The sequence below is a fragment of the Providencia sp. UF-224 genome (assembly GCF_058245955.1).
On sequence record NZ_JBSICC010000009.1, the window covers coordinates 94,623 to 116,158 of the forward strand.

At 42.1% G+C, this 21,536-nt stretch carries 17 protein-coding genes; 14 read left to right on the forward strand and 3 right to left on the reverse strand.

Translation table 11 applies throughout. The annotated features are described in order from the left end of the window. The first annotated feature begins 48 nt into the window (after positions 1 to 48). The 4 genes from AC4IFO_RS10860 to narI are packed head-to-tail and all read left to right on the forward strand — an operon-like array spanning position 49 to position 6,744. On the forward strand, positions 49 to 3,810 hold the full coding sequence (locus tag AC4IFO_RS10860; RefSeq protein WP_490734241.1) for a nitrate reductase subunit alpha: 3,762 nt from the start codon (positions 49 to 51) through the stop codon (positions 3,808 to 3,810). Next, entirely contained in the window at positions 3,810 to 5,351 is a 1,542-nt protein-coding gene (gene narH, locus AC4IFO_RS10865) for a nitrate reductase subunit beta (protein WP_490734243.1), read from the forward strand. Before AC4IFO_RS10860 ends, narH begins: the two co-directional genes overlap by 1 nt. Then, positions 5,348 to 6,070 carry a nitrate reductase molybdenum cofactor assembly chaperone gene (narJ, locus tag AC4IFO_RS10870; RefSeq protein WP_490734245.1) on the forward strand — a complete coding sequence of 241 codons (723 nt, stop codon included), beginning with the start codon at positions 5,348 to 5,350 and terminating at the stop codon, positions 6,068 to 6,070. The genes narH and narJ overlap by 4 nt, the downstream gene beginning before the upstream one ends. Then, on the forward strand, positions 6,067 to 6,744 hold the full coding sequence (gene narI / locus AC4IFO_RS10875) for a respiratory nitrate reductase subunit gamma (RefSeq protein WP_206083360.1): 678 nt from the start codon (positions 6,067 to 6,069) through the stop codon (positions 6,742 to 6,744). Before narJ ends, narI begins: the two co-directional genes overlap by 4 nt. A gap of 120 nt (positions 6,745 to 6,864) precedes the next feature. On the opposite strand, the gene AC4IFO_RS10880 is transcribed toward narI, so the two are convergent. Continuing rightward, positions 6,865 to 7,647 (reverse strand): IclR family transcriptional regulator, encoded by a 783-nt coding sequence (locus AC4IFO_RS10880; protein WP_225820483.1) that lies wholly within the window; start codon positions 7,645 to 7,647, stop codon positions 6,865 to 6,867. A gap of 252 nt (positions 7,648 to 7,899) precedes the next feature. Between AC4IFO_RS10880 and AC4IFO_RS10885 the strand changes: the two genes are divergently transcribed. Genes AC4IFO_RS10885 through AC4IFO_RS10910 form a run of 6 tightly spaced genes read left to right on the forward strand, consistent with a single transcriptional unit; the run spans position 7,900 to position 14,172 of the window. Continuing rightward, on the forward strand, positions 7,900 to 8,895 hold the full coding sequence (locus AC4IFO_RS10885; RefSeq protein ID WP_490734248.1) for a 2-dehydro-3-deoxygalactonokinase: 996 nt from the start codon (positions 7,900 to 7,902) through the stop codon (positions 8,893 to 8,895). 32 nt (positions 8,896 to 8,927) lie between these two features. After that, complete coding sequence (locus AC4IFO_RS10890; RefSeq protein WP_490734250.1) at positions 8,928 to 9,554, forward strand: 2-dehydro-3-deoxy-6-phosphogalactonate aldolase; 627 nt, start codon at positions 8,928 to 8,930, stop codon at positions 9,552 to 9,554. Positions 9,555 to 9,572: 18 nt separating this feature from the next. Further along, on the forward strand, positions 9,573 to 11,009 hold the full coding sequence (locus AC4IFO_RS10895; protein ID WP_490734252.1) for an N-acyl-D-amino-acid deacylase family protein: 1,437 nt from the start codon (positions 9,573 to 9,575) through the stop codon (positions 11,007 to 11,009). A gap of 12 nt (positions 11,010 to 11,021) precedes the next feature. Beyond that, on the forward strand, positions 11,022 to 11,417 hold the full coding sequence (locus tag AC4IFO_RS10900; RefSeq protein WP_206083793.1) for a RidA family protein: 396 nt from the start codon (positions 11,022 to 11,024) through the stop codon (positions 11,415 to 11,417). Positions 11,418 to 11,441: 24 nt separating this feature from the next. Then, positions 11,442 to 12,893, forward strand: coding sequence for a sodium:solute symporter family protein (locus AC4IFO_RS10905; protein ID WP_490734254.1), 1,452 nt, complete (start codon positions 11,442 to 11,444; stop codon positions 12,891 to 12,893). A gap of 22 nt (positions 12,894 to 12,915) precedes the next feature. Beyond that, positions 12,916 to 14,172, forward strand: coding sequence for an amino acid deaminase (locus tag AC4IFO_RS10910; RefSeq protein ID WP_490734256.1), 1,257 nt, complete (start codon positions 12,916 to 12,918; stop codon positions 14,170 to 14,172). Positions 14,173 to 14,236: 64 nt separating this feature from the next. Here the strand turns inward: AC4IFO_RS10910 and AC4IFO_RS10915 are convergent, their stop codons facing one another. Then, positions 14,237 to 14,884 carry a 3-oxoacid CoA-transferase subunit B gene (locus tag AC4IFO_RS10915; RefSeq protein WP_490734258.1) on the reverse strand — a complete coding sequence of 216 codons (648 nt, stop codon included), beginning with the start codon at positions 14,882 to 14,884 and terminating at the stop codon, positions 14,237 to 14,239. Beyond that, positions 14,884 to 15,540: a 3-oxoacid CoA-transferase subunit A gene (locus AC4IFO_RS10920; RefSeq protein ID WP_490734260.1), complete on the reverse strand. Its 657-nt coding sequence runs from the start codon at positions 15,538 to 15,540 to the stop codon at positions 14,884 to 14,886. The genes AC4IFO_RS10915 and AC4IFO_RS10920 overlap by 1 nt, the downstream gene beginning before the upstream one ends. Before the next feature lie 1,314 nt (positions 15,541 to 16,854). Between AC4IFO_RS10920 and AC4IFO_RS10925 the strand changes: the two genes are divergently transcribed. The 4 genes from AC4IFO_RS10925 to AC4IFO_RS10940 all read left to right on the forward strand — a co-directional run bounded on the left by AC4IFO_RS10925 (position 16,855) and on the right by AC4IFO_RS10940 (position 21,525). Further along, positions 16,855 to 17,382 (forward strand): fimbrial protein, encoded by a 528-nt coding sequence (locus AC4IFO_RS10925; RefSeq protein ID WP_490734262.1) that lies wholly within the window; start codon positions 16,855 to 16,857, stop codon positions 17,380 to 17,382. A 97-nt stretch (positions 17,383 to 17,479) separates the two neighbouring features. Continuing rightward, on the forward strand, positions 17,480 to 18,031 hold the full coding sequence (locus AC4IFO_RS10930) for a fimbrial protein (protein WP_490734264.1): 552 nt from the start codon (positions 17,480 to 17,482) through the stop codon (positions 18,029 to 18,031). 20 nt (positions 18,032 to 18,051) lie between these two features. Continuing rightward, positions 18,052 to 20,742, forward strand: a complete 2,691-nt coding sequence (locus AC4IFO_RS10935) for an outer membrane usher protein (RefSeq protein WP_490734266.1) — start codon at positions 18,052 to 18,054, stop codon at positions 20,740 to 20,742. A 33-nt stretch (positions 20,743 to 20,775) separates the two neighbouring features. Next, a complete protein-coding gene (locus AC4IFO_RS10940) occupies positions 20,776 to 21,525 on the forward strand; it encodes a fimbria/pilus periplasmic chaperone (RefSeq protein ID WP_490734268.1) in 750 nt (249 codons plus the stop codon). Positions 21,526 to 21,536: the final 11 nt, after the last annotated feature.

The following is a 21,536-nucleotide window of genomic DNA, read 5'->3' on the forward strand; positions in this document are numbered from 1 at the left end:
TTTAAGCAATGTACGGCGGCGGTCGCCGTCTCTTTGGAGGCAATCCGAATGAGCAAATTTTTAGACAGATTTCGTTATTTTAAGCAGCTGGGTGATACTTTCGCAGGCGGCCATGGGCAAGAGCTCAATGTGAATCGTGATTGGGAAGATGGTTACCGCAGCCGCTGGCAGCACGATAAAGTCGTGCGTTCTACCCACGGCGTTAACTGCACCGGTTCATGTAGCTGGAAAATTTACGTCAAAAATGGCCTTGTGACGTGGGAAACACAACAAACTGACTACCCACGTACTCGCCCAGATTTACCTGACCACGAACCACGTGGTTGCCCGCGAGGTGCCAGTTATTCATGGTATTTATACAGCGCAAACCGCGTGAAATACCCGATGATGCGCAAGCGTTTACTGAAATTATGGCGCGATGCAAAAGCGGAGCACCAAGACCCTGTTGCGGCGTGGTTATCCATCATTAGCGACCCAGAAAAAGCACAGAGTTACAAACAAGCCCGTGGCCGCGGTGGTTTTGTGCGCTCCAGTTGGCAGGAAGTGAACGAGTTAATTGCAGCCGCTAACGTGGCGACGATTAAAGAATTTGGCCCTGACCGCATTGTTGGCTTTTCACCAATCCCAGCGATGTCGATGGTGTCTTATGCATCAGGCGCCCGTTATTTATCCCTCATCGGTGGGGCTTGTCTGAGCTTCTACGATTGGTATTGCGACTTACCGCCTGCATCCCCAATGACGTGGGGCGAGCAAACGGACGTGCCTGAATCCGCGGACTGGTATAACTCATCCTACATTATTGCTTGGGGCTCGAACGTCCCGCAAACCCGTACGCCAGATGCCCACTTCTTTGCTGAAGTCCGCTACAAAGGGACAAAAACGGTTGCTGTCACGCCAGATTACGCAGAAATCACCAAATTCTGTGACCATTGGCTGAACCCAAAACAAGGGACAGACAGTGCGATGGCGATGGCGATGGGGCATGTCATCCTCAATGAGTTCCACGTCAAACGTGAAGCGGAATATTTCCGTGAATATGTTCGCACCTATACCGATATGCCGATGTTGGTGATGCTCGATAAACACGAAAATGGTGCTTATGTTGCTGGTCGCATGCTGCGCGCTTCGGATTTGGTTGATTCTTTAGGCGAAGAGAAAAATGCCGAATGGAAAACTATCGCGATTGATGAAGAAACTGGGGCACTGTGTGCGCCTCAAGGTTCGATGGGATTCCGTTGGGATGACAGCCAAAAATGGAACTTAGAACCGCGTGCAGGGCAAGATGCGCATGAGGTCAAAATGCAGCTTAGCCTTGCGGACTCGCACGATGAATTTGTTGAGGTTGGTTTCCCATACTTTGGTGGCTTAGAAAGCGAGCATTTCCAAAGTGTTGAACTGAAAGACGTCTTACTGCATAAATTACCTGCGAAACGTATTCAGCTTGCTGATGGCAGCGAGTCACTGGTTACTAGCGTGTATGATTTGATGCTCGCTAACTACGGCATTGACCGTGGTTTCGGTGATGAAAACTGTGCTGTTGATTACGATGATATGAAAGCGTATTCCCCTGCATGGGCTGAAAAAGTCACTGGGGTGAGCCGCCAAGATATCATTCGTATCGCCCGTGAATTTGCGGATACCGCAGAGAAAACGCACGGTCGCGCCATGGTAATTGTCGGGGCGGGTATCAACCACTGGTACCACATGGACATGACTTATCGCGCCATTATCAACATGCTGATTTTCTGCGGCTGCGTGGGTCAAAGTGGCGGCGGTTGGTCACACTATGTTGGGCAAGAAAAATTGCGTCCACAAACAGGTTGGATGCCACTGGCTTTTGGCCTCGATTGGCAGCGCCCACCACGTCACATGAACAGCACATCGTTCTTCTATAACCACTCTAGCCAATGGCGTTATGAAACCGTAGGGACGGAAGAGTTACTTTCACCTTTAGCGGATAAAAAAGCATTTAGCGGCAGCTTAGTGGACATGAACGTGCGCGCCGAAAGAATGGGGTGGTTGCCATCAGCACCGCAGTTAAGTGTTAACCCAATTAATATTGCTAAACAGGCACAAGACGCGGGGCTTTCCCCAGTGGATTACACGGTTAAGCAATTGAAAGACGGTAATATTCGTTTTGCAGCAGAACAGCCAGATGACCCGCAAAACTTCCCACGTAACCTGTTTATTTGGCGCTCAAACTTATTGGGTTCCGCAGGGAAAGGCCATGAATATTTATTGAAATATTTGCTGGGTACTGAAAATGGTATTCAAGGCAAAGACTTAGGTCAACAAGGTGGCGTGAAACCGGAAGAGGTGGAATGGCAAGATACAGCGGCACAAGGGAAAGTGGACTTAGTAGTGACTCTCGATTTCAGAATGTCGAGCACCTGCCTGTTCTCAGACGTTATTTTACCGACAGCCACTTGGTATGAAAAAGACGATATGAATACCTCGGATATGCATCCGTTTATTCACCCATTGTCAGCCGCAGTCGACCCTGCTTGGGAGTCGAAAAGTGACTGGGAAATCTACAAAGGTATTGCCAAAGCTTTCTCCGACGTCAGTGTCGGTCACTTAGGCAAAGAAACCGATGTCGTCACACTGCCTATCCAGCACGATAGTAAAGCCGAAATGGCGCAACCTTTTGATGTGAGAGATTGGAAAAAAGGTGAATGTGACCTGATCCCCGGAAAAACGGCACCGCACATTATTTGTGTTGAACGTGACTACCCCAATACTTACGCGCGTTTTACCTCCCTTGGCCCATTAATGGACAAATTAGGGAATGGCGGGAAAGGTATTAGTTGGAATACACAAGATGAAATTGATTTCCTGAAAAAACTGAACAAAACCCAGCCAGAAGGGGCTAATGCGGGGCGCCCTAAAATTGACACCGCCATTGATGCTGCCGAGGTGATTTTAACCTTAGCCCCTGAAACGAATGGGCAAGTGGCCGTGAAAGCGTGGGATGCATTAAGTAAGGTTACAGGGCGTGACCATACGCATTTAGCACGCTACAAAGAAGATGAGAAAATTCGCTTCCGCGATATTGTGGCACAACCGCGTAAGATCATTTCCAGCCCAACATGGTCAGGGTTAGAAGATGAACATGTCTCTTACAACGCTTGTTATACCAACGTTCACGAGATGATCCCATGGCGCACTCTCAGTGGCCGTCAGCAGTTATATCAAGACCATGAATGGATGCGTGCTTTCGGTGAAAGCCTAGTGGTATATCGCCCGCCAATCGATACGCGTGCAGCTCAGCCATTAATGGGTAAAAAATCCAACGGTTACCCTGAAAAAGCGCTGAATTTCCTGACACCACACCAAAAATGGGGGATTCACTCCACTTATAGTGACAACTTATTGATGTTGACGCTCGGTCGTGGTGGCCCTGTGGTTTGGCTCAGTGAGGACGATGCCCGCGAGTTAGGTATTGAAGATAACGATTGGGTTGAAGCGTTTAACAGCAATGGGGCATTGACGGCAAAAGCGATCGTCAGTCAGCGGATCCCTGATGGCATGATCATGATGTACCACGCGCAAGAGCGGTTGATCAATTTGCCGGGGTCAGAAATTACGGCGCAACGTGGGGGGATCCATAACTCCGTAACGCGTGTTTGCCCGAAACCGACCCATATGATTGGTGGTTACGCCCATCTGGCTTATAGCTTCAATTACTACGGAACCGTGGGTTCTAACCGTGATGAGTTTGTGGTTGTTCGCAAAATGAAACAGGTCGACTGGCTGGATGGGGAAAACGATGCCTATCAGCAGACCCTGAGCGGAAAGGAGAAAGCATAATGAAAATTCGTTCTCAAGTCGGCATGGTGCTAAACCTTGATAAATGTATTGGTTGCCACACATGCTCAGTGACCTGTAAAAATGTTTGGACCAGTCGCGAAGGGGTTGAATACGCATGGTTTAATAACGTCGAGACCAAACCAGGTATCGGCTATCCCCATCACTGGGAAGATCAGGATAAATGGAAAGGCGGCTGGATCCGCACCATTAAAGGCAAGCTAGTTCCACGCATGGGGAACAAAGTCGGCGTACTGTCTAAAATCTTTGCTAACCCTGATGTACCTGCTTTGGATGATTATTATGAGCCATTTAATTATGACTATGGTCATTTAAAAAATGCCAAAGAAGGCAAACATGTGCCAACTGCGCGCCCACGGTCGTTGATCACTGGCGAACGGATGAGCAACGTGAAAATGGGGCCTAACTGGGAAGATGACCTCGGCGGCGAATTTGCGAAGCGTGCCGCAGATAAAAACTTTGAGCACATCCAAAAAGAGATGTACGGCCAGTTTGAAAATACATTCATGATGTATTTACCACGCCTGTGTGAACATTGTTTGAACCCTGCGTGTGTCGCAACGTGCCCAAGTGGTGCGATTTACAAACGCTCTGAAGACGGTATCGTCCTGATTGACCAAGATAAATGCCGTGGATGGCGTATGTGCTTAACAGGCTGCCCGTACAAAAAAATCTACTTTAACTGGAAAAGCGGTAAGTCAGAAAAATGTATTTTCTGTTACCCACGGATTGAATCTGGCATGCCAACAGTTTGCTCGGAAACCTGTGTTGGGCGTATTCGTTATTTAGGTGTGTTGTTGTATGACGCCGATAAAATTGAATCGGCGGCGAGTGTGGAAAAAGAAACAGATCTGTACCAAAGCCAGCTCGATGTATTCCTTGATCCACACGACCCTAAAGTGATTGAAGAGGCGCAAAAACAGGGGATCCCATTAAGTGTGATCGATGCTGCCCAGAAATCACCAGTGTATAAAATGGCGATGGAATGGAAGTTAGCGCTGCCGCTGCACCCTGAATATCGCACATTACCGATGGTGTGGTATGTACCACCTTTGTCACCTATTCAATCTGTCGCTGATTCGGGTTTATTGGCAAACAATGGCGTATTGCCTGATGTGGAAAGCTTGCGTATTCCAGTGCAGTACCTCGCCAATTTATTAACCGCTGGGGATACGGAACCTGTGCTGTTAGCACTAAAACGCATGCTAGCGATGCGCCATTATAAACGTGCTGAAACCGTAGAAAACCAGTGTGATACCAGTGCGTTAGAGCAAGTGGGGTTAACCGAAGCACAAGCACAAGAAATGTACCGTTACTTAGCAATTGCTAACTATGAAGACCGTTTTGTGATCCCATCCAGCCACCGTGAATTAGCGCGTGAAGCGTTCCCAGAAGCCAAAGCTTGTGGCTTTAGTTTTGGCGATGGCTGCCATGGTAGCGATAGCAAAACCAACCTGTTTAATAGCAGACGTATTGATGCCATTGATGTAACACCAAAAACGGCGCAGGAGAACACACTATGATGACGTTAAGAGTGATTTCTCGGTTGTTAGAGTACCCTTCAGAGGCGCTTTGGCAGCACCGTGATGAGTTAATCGAGGCGTTAGAGCAGGCGGATGAATTACCCGTGACTCGCGCAGTTCAATTGATGATGTTTGTGCGTGAATACCTCAATGAAAACTTGCTGGATATGCAGGCGCAATATTGTGAGCTGTTTGATAGAGGACGCGCGACATCGTTGCTGTTATTCGAACATGTTCATGGGGAATCCCGCGACCGCGGCCAAGCGATGGTCGATTTAATGGGGCAGTACCAGCAACATGGCTTGCAAATCGATTGCAAAGAGCTGCCCGACCATTTGCCCATTTACTTGGAGTATCTCACTGTTTTACCACCACAAGAAACGGTGGGGGGCTTACACGATATCGCGCCAATCTTAGCGTTATTAGGGGAACGATTAAAACAGCGTGAAAGCCGCTTTGCGAGCTTGTTTGAGATATTGCTTGAGTTATCCAATAGCGAAATTGCCACTGAGCAACTTAGCGAAAAAGTGGCATCAGAAGCGCGGGATGACACGCCTCAAGCCCTTGATGCGGTGTGGGAAGAGGAACAAGTGAAGTTTTTTGCGGATGAGAAAACCTGCGGTGGAGAAGTCACCGCACATCAACACCGTTTTGCCAATGCCGTCACGCCACAATACTTGGATCTCGGCACAAGCAGCCATGTAGGAGTGCAAAAATGAATTTTCTCAATCAATTCTTCTTCGACATCTACCCATATATTGCGGGCACCGTGTTTATTGTCGGCAGTTGGCTGCGCTATGACTATGGCCAATACACGTGGCGTGCGGGTTCGAGCCAAATGTTAGATAAAAAGAATATGCGTCTGGCATCCAATTTATTCCATTTGGGGATTATTGGCATTTTTGTCGGCCATTTTCTGGGGATGTTAACACCACATTGGATGTATGAATCTTTCCTACCAATGCATATCAAGCAGTTGATGGCGATGATTGGGGGCGGTTCCGCGGGGGTGATGATGTTAATTGGTGGCGCGATGTTATTGAAACGCCGACTGACTAACCCACGTATTCGCGCCACATCGTCCTTTGGTGACATCATGATTATGGTGTTGCTGGTGGTGCAAGTCTGTTTAGGGTTACTCACTATTCCATTCTCTGCGCAGCATATGGATGGCAGCGAAATGTTGAAATTAGTGGGATGGGCACAGTCTGTGGTGACATTCCATTGGGGCGCATCGAATTATCTTGAAGGCGTTGGCATCGTGTTCAAGTTACACATCGTGTTGGGGATGACGATATTTTTACTCTTCCCATTCTGCCGTTTAGTGCACATTTGGAGTGCACCTATCGAATACCTAAGTCGTCGGTATCAGTTGGTGAGAAATCGCCACTAAGTTCGGGTTTCACAGGGAAGTGAGCCAGTACATTGCTCTTGTGTAATTGATTCTTGTGTAAACAACAAATATGGCTATTTTGGCACCCCATCTAACATGTTAGATGGGGTTTTTTTGTGTTTATTTGCTGACGGCGGGTTCGATATAGCCAAGGCGGCGAGAAATAAGCAAACAAACATGGGCAAGTTCATCATTGACCCTGTCTATTTTGGGCAACATACGGTGTGTCGGGCCTGCAACGCTGATAGCCCCAACAATATTCCCAGTATAGTTAAATATTGGCCTTGCAACACATGTTAGCCCTTCTTCGTTTTCTTCATCATCTAAAGAAAAGCCTTTCAAACGAATATCGGCCAACAATTCATACAGCTTCATTCTATCGACAACGGTTTTTTCCGTGAATTTTACTAGCGGTTTATCTAGAACCTCATCAATTTCTTCCAAAGGCTGGAACGCTAAAAGCGCTTTCCCAATCCCTGTGCAGTAGGCGGGTAGCCTTGCCCCTAATTTTGCAGTTGTTTGAATCGATAGGGTGCCTTCACTTTTATACAGGTACACCACATGCCCGCTGTTATAGACACCTAAAAAGCAGGTTTCGAATGTTGAGCTCGATAGTGTTTTTAAGTAAGGGATTGAAACTTCAACTAAATTAACATTCATTAAGCCTTTAATTCCAAGTTCAAGGCTTTTTAAATCAAGGTTGTAACGCTCTGTAAGGTGATCGATGCTGACATATTGGCGTTCTTTTAACGTCTCTAATATCCGAAACGCCGTTGTTTTGGCGATCCCTGTGTTTTTCACCAATTCTGCCAATGAAATTCCATCGGAATGATTACTTATTTCTTCAAGGATGGTCAGTACTCTATCGATGTTTGATGAGTTTGCTTGGCTGTCTTTCGTCATTGTTGGCTCCTTACATGCGCTGGGGTCATTGTACGCATAATTTCATGTGAATTAAACGTCGTTCCATTTTCTCCTTACACTCACCATTTTTGTGCGTAAAAACAGGTGATTTGTAATTAATTGATAAATCTTGCCTTTACGTTATTGATTGTGATCTCGATCGTCATTTGCATAAAAACGGAACGACATTCCTATATTTTAATGTATGTTGTTTAAAAAGGAACAGCGTTCCATTATTTTAAAGGGATAAATATGTTGATAGTGACCATTGATACAGGGACAACAAATACCCGCGTGAGAGCATGGCGAAACAATACGGTTGTGGGGGAGCTGAGCGCGGAAGTCGGGATTCGGGATTGTGCGAAAAATGGAAGTAATGCGCGTTTAATTCAATCAATAAAAACGCTTTTGGCACAGCTTTTGGCAAAATTTAGTGATGAAGAAAGGGCAAATTATCGCTTAGTCGCGTCGGGTATGATTACTTCAGAAATTGGGTTATGCCATTTGCCCCATGAAGTCACGCCTGTTTCGATGAAACAGCTCGCACAAAAGGTTAGCGCGTGTGTGATAAGCGAAATTAGCGAAAAACCCATTATTTTTATACCAGGAATTAAAAATCAAACCACGGAGTTAACGTTTGATTCCATTGAAAGTATGGATGTAATGCGTGGTGAAGAAGCTGAGATCTTCGGTATCTTAGCGCAGCAGCCAGATTTAGGTGCTTCGTTGGTTATCTTACCAGGTTCGCATTCAAAGTTTGTTCGCATTGATGACAATAAAAATGTGATTGCACTGGCAACCACGATGGCCGGCGAAATCTTCGATACGCTGACGCATCAAACGATACTCGCCAGCTCATTAGAGCACCAGTTTGCTGAGCAAATTGACGATGAATATTTACTTAAAGGCGCCACATTAAGCCAGCAAGTGGGGATCGCGAGAAGTTGTTTTTCAGTCAGATTATTAGACCTTTTCACTGAGGCCACACTTGACCAAAAATCGAGTTTTTTATTAGGCGCGATTTTAGCATCAGATTTGCTTGCGATAAAAAACAGCCAAGCCTTATGTGTGACTAACGATATAAAAATTGTGATTAGTGGAAAACCTATCTTAGCGAATGCGCTTCAATTATTAATTAAAAACGATAGCTATTTCACGGGTGAAATCAGCGTATTAAAAGATAAAAAGGAACAGCCATATTCTGGGTTAGGAGCAATTTCAATATTAAACCTCACAGAATATAGATAAACATTTTTAATAATTTGTTATTAGGTGATTGTATGAATCTTGAAAATGAAATTCCTTTAATTGCAATATTGCGTGGAATTAAACCCGAAGAAGTTTTAGATCATGTTTCAATATTGGCTGAGGAAGGTTTTAAATATATAGAAATTCCATTGAATTCCCCTGAATGGGAAAAAAGTATTCCATTGGCTATTCAACATTATGGAAACCAATTAAAAATAGGCGCAGGAACCGTCTTGAATCAACAAAATGTTGAAAAATTAGCGGCAATGAACGCAAAGATTATTGTTACGCCGAATATTAATGTTTCGGTGATCAAATCATCTTTAGCAAACAAGATGGAAATATACCCAGGTTGTGCAACAGCCACTGAGGCATTTACAGCGATTGATGCAGGTGCCTGTAACTTAAAAATATTTCCAACCGCACCGCTAGGAGTTAACTACGTTAAGTCACTGATGTCAGTGATCCCTAAAGAGATAGCTATTTATGCCGTTGGTGGCGTGACGCCACAAAACTTACACGAGTACCTAAGCATTGGCTGTTATGGCGCAGGGCTTGGGAATGACCTTTACCGAGTAGGCCAAACACCAGAGAAAACCAGAGAAAACGCGAAAGCATTTATATCTGCATATATCGCATTTAAAAATCAAAATTATTAAGTTAAAAGAGATATTAAAATGAAATTCGATTATGTTTTTAAAAATGCCACTGTTATTGATGGCAGTGGGAAAAGTGAATTTATCAGCGATGTGGCAATAAAAGATGACCGCATTATTAAAATCGCTGAAAATATTAACGAAGAATCTGAAAAAATAATTGATTGTACAGGATTGATTTTATCTCCAGGGTTTATTGATGTTCATACACATGATGATTTAATTGTCATAGATAAACCTGAATATATTGAAAAAACATCACAGGGTGTTACCACCATTATTGTTGGTAACTGTGGAATTAGTGCAGCATGCGCTACGTTAAAAAATGAAGTACCTGACCCAATTAATTTGCTGGGAGAATTAAATGAATTTAATTTCTCCGATTTAGCCAGTTATAAACAAAAAATTAATGAAATCGCGCCAACCGTCAATGTGGCGACATTGATTGGCCATACCACATTAAGAAATAACTGTGTTTCGGATTTATTAAAACCTGCGACCCAGAGCAATATCGAGCAGATGAAACAAGTTTTAGAATCTGCGTTAAACGAGGGGGCTTTAGGGTTAAGCACAGGGCTGTCTTACGGTAATGCCATCAATTCATCCACAGAAGAAATCTGTGAGCTGGCTGAATTATTGGCAGAGCATCAGGGCATTTACACTACGCACATGCGCACCGAATATGACGGAATCATTGATGCAATGCATGAAGCTTTTCATATTGGCCGTCATGCAAAAGTTCCGGTGCAAATTTCTCACCACAAGTGTGCTGGGGCGAAAAACTGGGGACGCACTAAAGAGACTCTTGCGCTAATCGAAAAATATCAAGCAATGCAAGATATTAATTGTGATTGTTACCCTTATAGAGCGGGCTCTTCCAATTTAGATATCACTCAAGTCACTGAGGATTATGACATTTTAGTGACTTGGTCAACGCCATTCCCTGATGTTGCAGGTAAAACACTGAAAGATATCGCTGCGATGTGGAATATCGATATTTACCAAGTGGCGGAAAAAATTGTTCCTGCGGGGGCTATTTATTTTCAAATGCATGAAGACGATGTTCGCCGCGTATTGCAGCACCCAAGCAGCATGGTGGGTTCCGATGGCTTACCTCGTGACCCTAATCCACACCCACGTTTATGGGGCACCTTTCCACGCGTTATTAGCCACTACAGTCGTGATGAAAAACTGTTCCCAATGACCACCGCGATTTACAAAATGACGGGCATGTCGGCTCAGCGTTTTTCGTTGAAGGATAGAGGGCTTATCCAAGAAAACTTTTTTGCAGATATCGTCTTATTTGACCCAATAAAAATCAATGAAACCTCGACGTTCCAAGATCCAAAGCAGAAAGCAGATGGCATTGAATATGTTTTTGTTAATGGTGTTCTGACCTATACCGCAAAAGAAATGACTGGGGATAGAGCAGGTAAATTCTTAGAAAGAAATAAATAAAAGAGAGAAATAATAATGATTAAACGATTTGGCGTTGAAGGTTCAAAAGGGACTGGTGGGCAATCATTACCTTTTTCAAAAGCTGTGCTGGCTGACGGCTGGTTATATGTATCAGGGCAAACACCGATGGTTGATGGCGAAGTGATTGATGGCGGCATCATTGCACAATCAAAACTGGCTATCGAAAACTGTTTAAACATCATGAAGGACGCGGGATTTGAGCGCCAAGATATTGTGCATATGAAAGTAGTTTTGAGTGATGCTCGATACTTTCAGTCCTTTAATAAAGTGTTTCAGCAATTCTTTGCGGAGCATCCACCAGCAAGAGTCTGTTTTGTCGCAGACCTTGTGGTTGATTGCATGGTTGAAGTGGACATCACCTGCTTTAACAGCAAGTTCAAATCTTAATCGCTGAGACGATAGGGGGCTATTATGGAACATAATAATTTCTTAATGTGGTTTTTACTGTATGCGTTCGTCATGATGTTCATTGGATGGTATGTGACGAGGCATCAAAAGACGGGTGAAGACTTCATTCTTGGTGGCCGAAAATTACCGATGTTACTCACCTTAGGGTCGACTGTCGGAACGATGGTGGGAACAGGGTCTAGTATTGGTGCGGTGAGTTTCGGTTATTCGAATGGTTGGGCCGGTATGTTATATGGTATCGGTGGAGCGACGGGGATCTTACTCACCGCGTGGTTATTTGCGCCCGTGAGAAACTATCGCTTTATGACAATGAGTGAGGAAATTTGTTACTACACAGGTGGGAGCCGCTTAGTTAAAAACCTAGTTGCGATATTAATTTTCTTAGCATCAATTGGTTGGTTAGGTGCGCACATTCTTGGTGGCGGTTTATACTTGGCATGGGCTGCAGACATTGATATCACGGTTGCGAAGATCATTATTGCTGTTGGGTTTGTATTTTATGTAGGTATTGGCGGTTATAAAGCCGTGTCATGGATTGATACCTTACAATCTATCGTCTTATTCCTTGGGTTTATTATTCTTGCAGTTGCCTCAGTGAGCTATGTAGGTGGATGGGATGTTGTGGTGCAAAATACAGATCCGAAAGCGTTTACTGTTTTTGGGATTGGTAAGCTTGGTATGCTACCTGCAATCTCACTGGCTATCGTGATTGGCATCGGTGTATTGGCGACCCCTTCATATCGCCAGCGTATTTATTCAGCGGCATCGACAAAAGCGATTCGTCAATCATTCATTATTACTGGCGTCTTGTATATGGGGTTCTCGTTCTTGCCTGCCATTATCGGTATGGCAACTCATGTGATGGAGCCTAATCTAGAAAATAGCAGCTTTGCATTCTTATATGCGACCAATGCATTACCGCATGTACTGGCAATGGTAGTATTGATTGCAGGTATGTCCGCCAATATGTCATCAGGTAGTTCAGATGCCATCGCAGGTGTTTCAATAATCTTACGTGATATCTATACGATGGTGACAGGGAAAATGCCTCCACCAGAGAAAGCCATTAACTTATCTCGGATCTTCTTACTTGGCGTTATCTTGCTTGCACTGGTATTCGCATTAACCTCAAATGACATTATTGGCTATATCACTAAAATGATTTCAATGATTATGTCAGGTCTCTGCGTCACGGTGTTATTAGGTAAATTCTGGCATCGCTTTAACTGGCAAGGTTGTATTGCAGCGCTGGTAGCAGGAAGTTCAACATCGTTAACGATTATCTTATCACCAGAATGGTCAGCAAAATTAGGTAACCCAGTAATCCCTGCATTATTGATTAGCTTGGTTTGTGCGGTGGTTGTGACCTTAGTGACACCAAAAAATAAACTCAGCCGTGAAGAAGTTTTAGAAAACATTACTCACGAAAGAGAAAACACTGCGAAAAGTAAATAAATTTTCAAATTGAGAGATGCAAATGACTAAACATAATTTTCTCGAAGCGATAAAGCATAAGTCGACGAAGTTGCCTAATTCAGAGAATTTGCCAATAAATATTCTTCACGAAGATGTGTGTTTACCCGCTGTTGTCGTGAAACAGCGTGAGTTAGAGAATAATATTGCATGGATGCAATCTTATGCGAATACTGCCAATGTGTCGTTATCACCCCACGGTAAAACGACGATGACCCCTACGATTTTTAAACGCCAAATCGAACACGGCGCTTGGGGCTTAAGTGTTGGAACGGTTTATCAAGCAAAAGTGGCAATTGAATCAGGTATTAAGAATATCGTTATTGCTAATCAGGTTGTTGGTAAAACCAATATTAAGTTACTTGCGGAGCTGGTTAAACTCCATCAGGCTAATTTGTATTGTTGTGTAGATAGTATTGAAAATGCGAAACAACTTGCCGAGGTTTTTTCCCGCGAAAACCAAAGATTGAATATTTTGATTGAGCTGGGGGTGAATGGTGGGCGTTGTGGTTGCCGCACAGAAGGTGAGGCTCTGTTGCTAGCTGAAGAATTAAAAGCATTACCCTCTTTAGTCATTGCTGGAATTGAATTTTATGAAGGTGTTATTCATAGCGATGATGCAGAAAAAGACATTAATGAGGTACAGCAATTCTTACAGCGAATTTTAGTGACGAGCCAAAAACTCGATAGCTTGGGGGCGTTTGATAGGTGTCAGGATGAGGTACTACTCACAGGGGCGGGTTCTGTTTGGTATGACCTTGTGAGTAAAAAAGTGGCTGATTTTACCTTTTCAAAGCCTTTTCGTTTTGTTATTCGCCCTGGTTGTTATATTACACATGACCATGGCATTTATGATGAGGCTCAACAAGCCCTCAAAGCGAGGGACAGTATCGCTTGCCAGTCAGAGGGGGACTTGATGCCTGCAATGGAAATTGTTGCATTAGTGCAGTCAGTTCCTGAAAAAGGACGGGCAATTGTTAATTTTGGTAAAAGAGACGTCGCATTTGATGCTGGGTTGCCCCAACCGATAGCACACTATCGTGATAGTAAACGGCTTTCTTTTCAACGAGGGAACGCAAATACAACAGGTTTAATGGATCAACATGCCATTTTATCTTTTGATGAAAGTTGCCGTTTTCAAGTAGGAGACATCTTAGTCTTTGGGACTTCGCATCCTTGTATTACTTTCGATAAGTGGAAAGTCATTTATCTGATTGATGATGAATACACAGTGCTAGAAGAGATGCCTACATATTTCTAAACGATATTTTTCCAATGAATTAAAATCAGCCACATTTTAAGTGGCTGATTTTTTAATCATTGCACTAAGGTCTTTTTTGTAACCCATCAGCAACCACAAATTCAGCTTCAGTACAGGCTTTGATGGTTTCAATATCTGTATCTGCTGCATGTTCAACTAAAGTCAGCTGTCCATCAATAAAGCGAAAAACAGCTAACTCAGTGACAATTGTGGTAACACATTTTTCGGCGGTCAGGGGGAATTGACATTGGCGTACAATTTTCGCTTTACCAGCGTTAGTACAATGCTCCATTGCAACAATCACATTTTTCGTTCCTACGACAAGATCCATTGCACCTCCCATACCCGGCTTCATTTTTTCTGGGATCATCCAATTGGCAAAATTACCCTGTTGGTCGACTTCAAGGCCGCCTAGTATACATGCGTCAAGGTGCCCTCCTCGAATTAAGGCAAAGGAAAATGCACTATCAAAGGTCATCCCACCTTTAATAATGGAACAAGGCTGTCCAACCGCGTTACTTAAATCAGGATATAAAATGGTAGAGTCGTCATAACAAAGACCAAGAATGCCATTTTCAGAGTGAAATAAAACATCAACATTATGGGGAAGATATTGCAGGACAAGTGTAGGTATCCCGGCACCAAGGTTAACAACATCTCCATCATGAAGTTCTCGTGCTACTCGGCGAGCAATTCGGTTTTTTATCTCCATTATTGTTCTCCTTGGAATAAGCCTGTGACTAATAGGCCAGGGGTCATAATCGAGTCAGGATGAAGCTCACCCACATTCACCAGTTGCTTGACCTCAGCTAAAACAGTATTCGCTGCTAACGCGATGAGGGGATTGAAATTGCGAGAAGCTAAGTGGTATGAAAGGTTACCTGCTTTATCACCTTTATCAGCATGAATGATGGCTAAATCTGCTCGTAAGGGAAGTTCAAGTAGATAGTCTTTATCTTCAATTTTAAAGTGCTGTTTTCCTTTTGCAACGAGTGTTCCAACACCTGTTGGCGTTAAAAAACCGCCTAAGCCAGCTCCGCCACAGCGAATACGCTCTATTAAGGTGCCCTGTGGAATAAACTCTGCCATCAGTTCTCCAGAACGAATTTGCTTCGCTGCTTCTGGTAATAGCCCTATATGAGAGCAAATAATTCGTTTAACTCGTTTTGCTTCGATTAAGCGTGCAATCCCCGTATTGGGCAAACTGGAATCACTACCGATAAGTGTTAGGTTTTTTATACCAGACTCTAAGATAAGTGAAACAAGAGAGGGAGGGCAGCCTTGTCCCATAAAGCCGCCATACATGACACTGATACCATCAGTTAAATAGTCCATTATGGCGTTCTTTTCGATGATTTTGTGTTTCATTCGCTACTTCCATATCAAGAAAGGTACTTTAAGATACTGGAGGTATTTCAGTTCCTACCTACACAGATGCTGGCAGGTTTTGATATTTTGTAGTTATTCATTGATAAATTCAGTATATGTATTAGGTGTTTATTATACAGGTAGTGAATTGCTTTGACCTAAATCAAGGGGGGGAGGGTGAACTTAAAAAGATGACTTGAAGTTAATAGCCATTAATATGAGGATGATAATGAACAATTGAATCTTTATAATTAAGTAAATTCTCCTAGTTGTAGGGGTGATAATCATGCTGGATATTTCAATAGTGTAATTAGTGAATTCCATTTAATAATCACTACCCTAAATAGGTGTTTTTCATTAATAATAAGAAAGAAAGAGCGGTAATATAATTTTACATACCTTAAGTATACTGATTTTTCATTGTCATGTGTATTTTTACAAAACGATCTTTTATAAATTAAGTGTGGCATGTACTTTATTTTTAATATAGAAAATTACAAAAAAACATTAAATGAAAAGTTTTGAAATAACTTTTGCTATTTTGTTATACTCTTATTGATTATTATCATGTGTTTTCTTTGATGGTTTATTGTGTTTTTGTTTTGTTTTTACAATATATTTCTGTTTGTGATTAGTTATTGGTAGCCGTTATTGTATCTAAGCCATCATTCCTTTTTTTAGAGTTGTTTTTATTTTAACTCACTGTAATTTATATGTTTATTTTATTTTTTTATTCCGTTGATATGTAACAAAAAGTAAAATAAGAAATATTATGACATTGTTTAAATATATAAATTGAGATATTTCTTATTAAATAAATAAATGGGTTAATATTTTTTTAATTAATTGTACTTAATCTTGAAATATAAAATCTTTAAATTCATTTTTTTTCACTAATAGAAACCCGTTTTATGAGTATAAAAAACTTTATTATTATTGAATGATGTTATTTTGTGGTTTTTTATTGAAAATATAGCATTTGTATTGAGGTTTATTTGTCTGTTTATCCTGTAATAGAGTATTTGTCGATAAGGTTTTTGGGGTTATTATATATAATTCACTAACTTACGTAATGAGAGTTTAATTATTGCTGTGATTTGACATAATTAAATTGAGATATAATAATGGCTCCGCATTGATACACTATTTAATTATCTGGTTTATTGACGGAGTTTGATAAATAGGAAAGGTTATAGTATCAATCCTTAATGTTTACTAACCAAACATAGTTTAAGAAAAAATTAAAATAATCAGATTAATAATAACTCGTTATTTTAATTTGTGTTGTCTTTTTATCTAATGGAAATGTATAAAATGAAATTAAATAAACTTGCTTTAGTATTAGGTTTTGGTCTGGCTGTTGCTGCTGGCTCTGCTTCTGCAAACCAAGGAACAGGTACTGTAACATTCCAAGGTAGCATCATTGATGCACCATGTTCTATCAAAGACACTGACTTAAGTGGCGCAAAAGCAGTACAAATCGGCGCTATCTCAACTGTCCTGTTAAACGCAGGTAAATCAAGTGTTCCACGTAACTTTGATATCGAACTGGAAGGTTGTGATATCACAACTCTGAAATCTGTAAACACAACTTTCACTGGTGCTCCAAGCGCAATCAAAGCGGGTTCATTAGCAATCAATGGTACTGCTAAAAACGCAGCTATCGTGATTACTGACCGTGGTGGCAACCAAATCAAACTGGGTGACAAATCAGCTGACCAAATGTTAGTTGCTGGTAATAACACACTGCGTTTCTCTGCTTACCTGCAAGGTGATGCAGCTAATGCAGCTGTACCAGGTGACTTCGATGCAATTGCAACATTTGCTCTAAGCTACCAGTAATTGGTATCGCCCGTACAAGGATGTATGGGCACTAATTTTAATGAGTTGAAACTAATTATTAAGTCAAAACTAACCATTAAGCTGAAATGGAGTCACTATGAATCACTTTGGCATAATTGTCATGGTGCTTTCAGGGATAATATTTGCCCCAACTGTTAGTGCGCAAAATCAAATTTCTCGAGCGTCGGGACCTATAGATGGAAGAGTAAGCATGGGTGGGTCAATTATTGAAACCCCTTGTGCAATCGATGCAGATAGTCGAGATCAATCAGTTAGTATAACTACTGTGCCTATTAGTCAGATAATACAAGATAGAGAAAGCCCGACTCGTGACTTTTCTATCCGTCTTATCAATTGTGTCTTAACACCGGCAACTCCTGGAAAACCTAATTGGCAATTTTTCAATATTACATTTGATGGTCCAACTGATGGCCGCAATTTTGATGTTTTCGGACATGCAAATGGATTATCAGTAAAAATCACTGATTCTAATGGAAATGTTGCAATACCTGGTAAAGCGATGCCTGACTTACCGATTAAAGTTGGCTCGAACACGCTAAATTATAACGTTCGTGTTGTATCTAATAATAAACGTTTAAAACCAGGGAATTATCAGACCACTATCCGTTTCAAGATGGATTATTACTGAGTTATTACTAAGGGACTATTATGGCTCTGTCATTAAAAAGTAAAAATAAAGTATCTAATAACTCAGTAAGCTATTTTTTGACACCTGTTGCTACTATGGTGTTTTTTGCGATTGCTCATATTAATTTCGCTAATGCGAATAATGATAGTATTGAGTTTAACACTGATATTTTAGACCTTCAGGATAAAAGCAATATTTCCTTAAGTGAATTCTCTCGCGCTGGATATGTGATGCCGGGGAAATACCCATTTAAGATCAATTTAAATAACCGTGATCTTGCGGATATTTACGACGTTGAGTATATGCCAATTGCTGGTGATGAAAGTATGACTGAACCATGCTTAACACCAGAAATTGTTGATCATATTTCATTACGTAGTGAATGGAAAAAGAATGTTGAATTTACTCATAACGGACAATGCTTAAATATAGAAAGCATCCCTGGAATGACAGTAAATGGCTCTTTACCAAAAGAAACAATTTCTATTACTGTCCCACAAGCGTATGTCGAATTTACTTCTGACAACTGGGATCCTCCATCTCGATGGGATGAAGGGGTACCAGCCCTAATTTTTGACTATAACTTGAATGCTAACGTTAAAAGACCGACCGATTCTGCTAACTCACACTCGTTGACAGGTAATGGGACAACAGGTTTTAACCTAGGTGCATGGCGTGTCCGTGCCGATTGGCAAGCAAGTTATAATCGCATTAATGGGCAATCTACGGATAAAAATTGGGATTGGAGCCAATATTACGCTTATAGAGCGGTAAAAGAACTTAACGCAAAGCTAACAATGGGTGAGCAATTTTTGCGTTCCGGATTGTTTGATTCTTTCCGTTATATGGGGGCTAGCTTAATTTCTGATGAAAGGATGCTGCCACCAAATCTACGTGGATACGCTCCTGAAGTCACTGGGGTGGCAAAAACAAATGCGAAAGTGACTGTATCACAGCAAGGACGAGTGCTGTATGAAACTCAAGTTGCTCCAGGGCCTTTTCGTATTCAAGATTTAAGTGATGCGGTTAGCGGCAAACTTGATGTTCGTGTAGAAGAACAAGATGGTTCTGTACAAGAATTCCAAATGAATACGGCCTCAATACCGTATTTGACTCGACCTGGCTCAGTGTTATTTAAAATCGCGGGTGGTCGTCCCAACAATATGGATCACAAAACTGAAGGGCAAGGGTTTGTCACGGGTGAATTCAGTTGGGGAGTTTCCAATGGTTGGTCATTATTTGGTGGTGCACTTGGTGCAGGCGACTATAACGCCTTATCACTAGGTATTGGTCGAGATTTGCTGGCTTTTGGTGCAATTTCTTTTGATGTCACTGAATCACGAGCAAAACTGAAAACGGAAGACAAAATTTATTCTGGGGCTTCATATCGACTGAGCTATTCAAAACGTTTCGAAGAGTATGACAGCCAGGTAACGTTCGCTGGGTATCGATTCTCTGAACGCGACTTTATGAGTATGAACCAATACTTAGACCGCCGTTATAGAGGTGTTACGTTCGATAATAGTAAAGAGCTGTATACCATTACGTTTAATAAATACTTTACGACGGCAGATTTAACGGCATACCTCAACTATAGCCATGAAACTTATTGGAGTCGACCAGCGGCGAAACGCTACAACCTTTCTATTGCGAAATATTTTGATATTGGCCGTTTTAAAAACATCAACTTAAGTTTATCCGCGTTCCGCAACAAGTTTGATAATAGTAAAAATGATGACGGTATGTATATGAACCTGTCTATGCCTTGGGCGGATGCAGCGACTGTCAACTACAGTAACTATGTTTCGAGAGATGGTAACTCACATACCGTCAGTTACTACGACCGTATTGATGATAAAAGTAGCTACCGAGTGGGCTCAGGGGTGAGTACCCGTGGTCGTGGAACTGTTGATGCATACTATAACCGTGATGCAGATATGGCAAGTCTGACAGCGAGTACCAGTTATATCAATGGAGACACATCATCCGCAGCATTCTCTTTGCAAGGTGGTGCGACAGTAACAGGTTACGGAGCAGCATTGCATCGCATCAACTCCCCAGGTGGAAGCCGTATCATGGTAAGTACGGAAGATGCTGTTGATGTACCTGTACAAGGTTTTGGTCCAACAACCAGAACGAACCGCTTTGGGAAAGCAGTTGTTGCAGATGTGAGTGATTATTACCGTACAAGTACCAAAATTGATGTTAATAAACTGCCTGATAATGTTGAGGCGATAAGAACGATTCAACAAGCCACTCTCACAGAAGGTGCGGTTGCTTATCGTGAGTTTGAAGTGTTAGCTGGTTTAAAAACCATGGTGAGATTGGCGTTAGCAGATGGAAGCCATCCTCCGTTTGGTGCAACAGTAAAAAATGAGAAAAATAGAGAGATGGGAATCGTTACCGATAATGGCTCTATTTATCTCTCAGGTGTGAAAGCGAATGAAGTTTTAGATGTGTATTGGGATGGTAGTGTTCAGTGTCAGGTACAAGTGCCTGAAAATATTGAAACTGCTGATTTCAACTCACTATTACTGCCATGTACAAATAATCCGAGTGCAGCAACTGGTTTTGTTCCAGCGAAAAGCGTACCGGTCGGACAACCTGCTAAACGGGTAGCTCCAGCCCCGATTCAACAGGGAGTAGAGCCTAGTCAACGTTGGTTATTAAAGCCACCAGAGCTTGTTCAAAATATTGATTTATTTGAGTAACCGAGTTATTTGATTTTTAAAGAGTTGGTAATTATGAATATTAAAAAGATTGCTTTTATTACAACAACACTTACGTTGTCAGCTGTCTTGTGTGGCCAAGCTTTAGCCGCTATTGCATTGGACAGAACACGTGTTGTTTTTAATGGTGGTGATAAAACCATCAGTTTAAATATTAAAAATGAAAACAAGGATTTGCCTTATCTTGCACAAGGTTGGCTTGAAGATGTTGATGGTAACAAAATTGAGTCACCATTAACGGTTTTACCACCAGTACAACGTGTAGAGGCAGGCGAAAGTAGCCAAGTTAAAATTCAATCTCTTCCTGACGTTGCTCGATTACCACAGGATAGAGAGAGTGTTTACTATTTTAACCTGCGTGAGATTCCACCTCGCAGTACAGAGCCAAATGTTCTACAAATTGCTCTACAAACACGTATTAAACTGTTTTATCGACCAAAAGCGTTATATGCAACTCGTACTGATTTAGAAAATCCATGGCAAGAAAAGATCACTTTAACACGTAAGGGTGATGCCTATGAGGTGACTAATCCAACTGCTTATTTTGTCACTATTGTGGATGCAAGCTCAAGAGTTGGTGGCGATACAGTCGGTCAATTTGAGCCGCTCATGGTATCACCGAAAGCCAGTGGGATGCTTAAAGGCAGTGCCAGTGCGATGGGAGCAAAACCTGTTCTAACGTATATCAACGACTACGGCGGCCGACCAAAATTGACGTTTAGCTGTGCTGGTACCTCATGCAAAGTTGAATCAGCGACAAATTAATAACGGAGCTT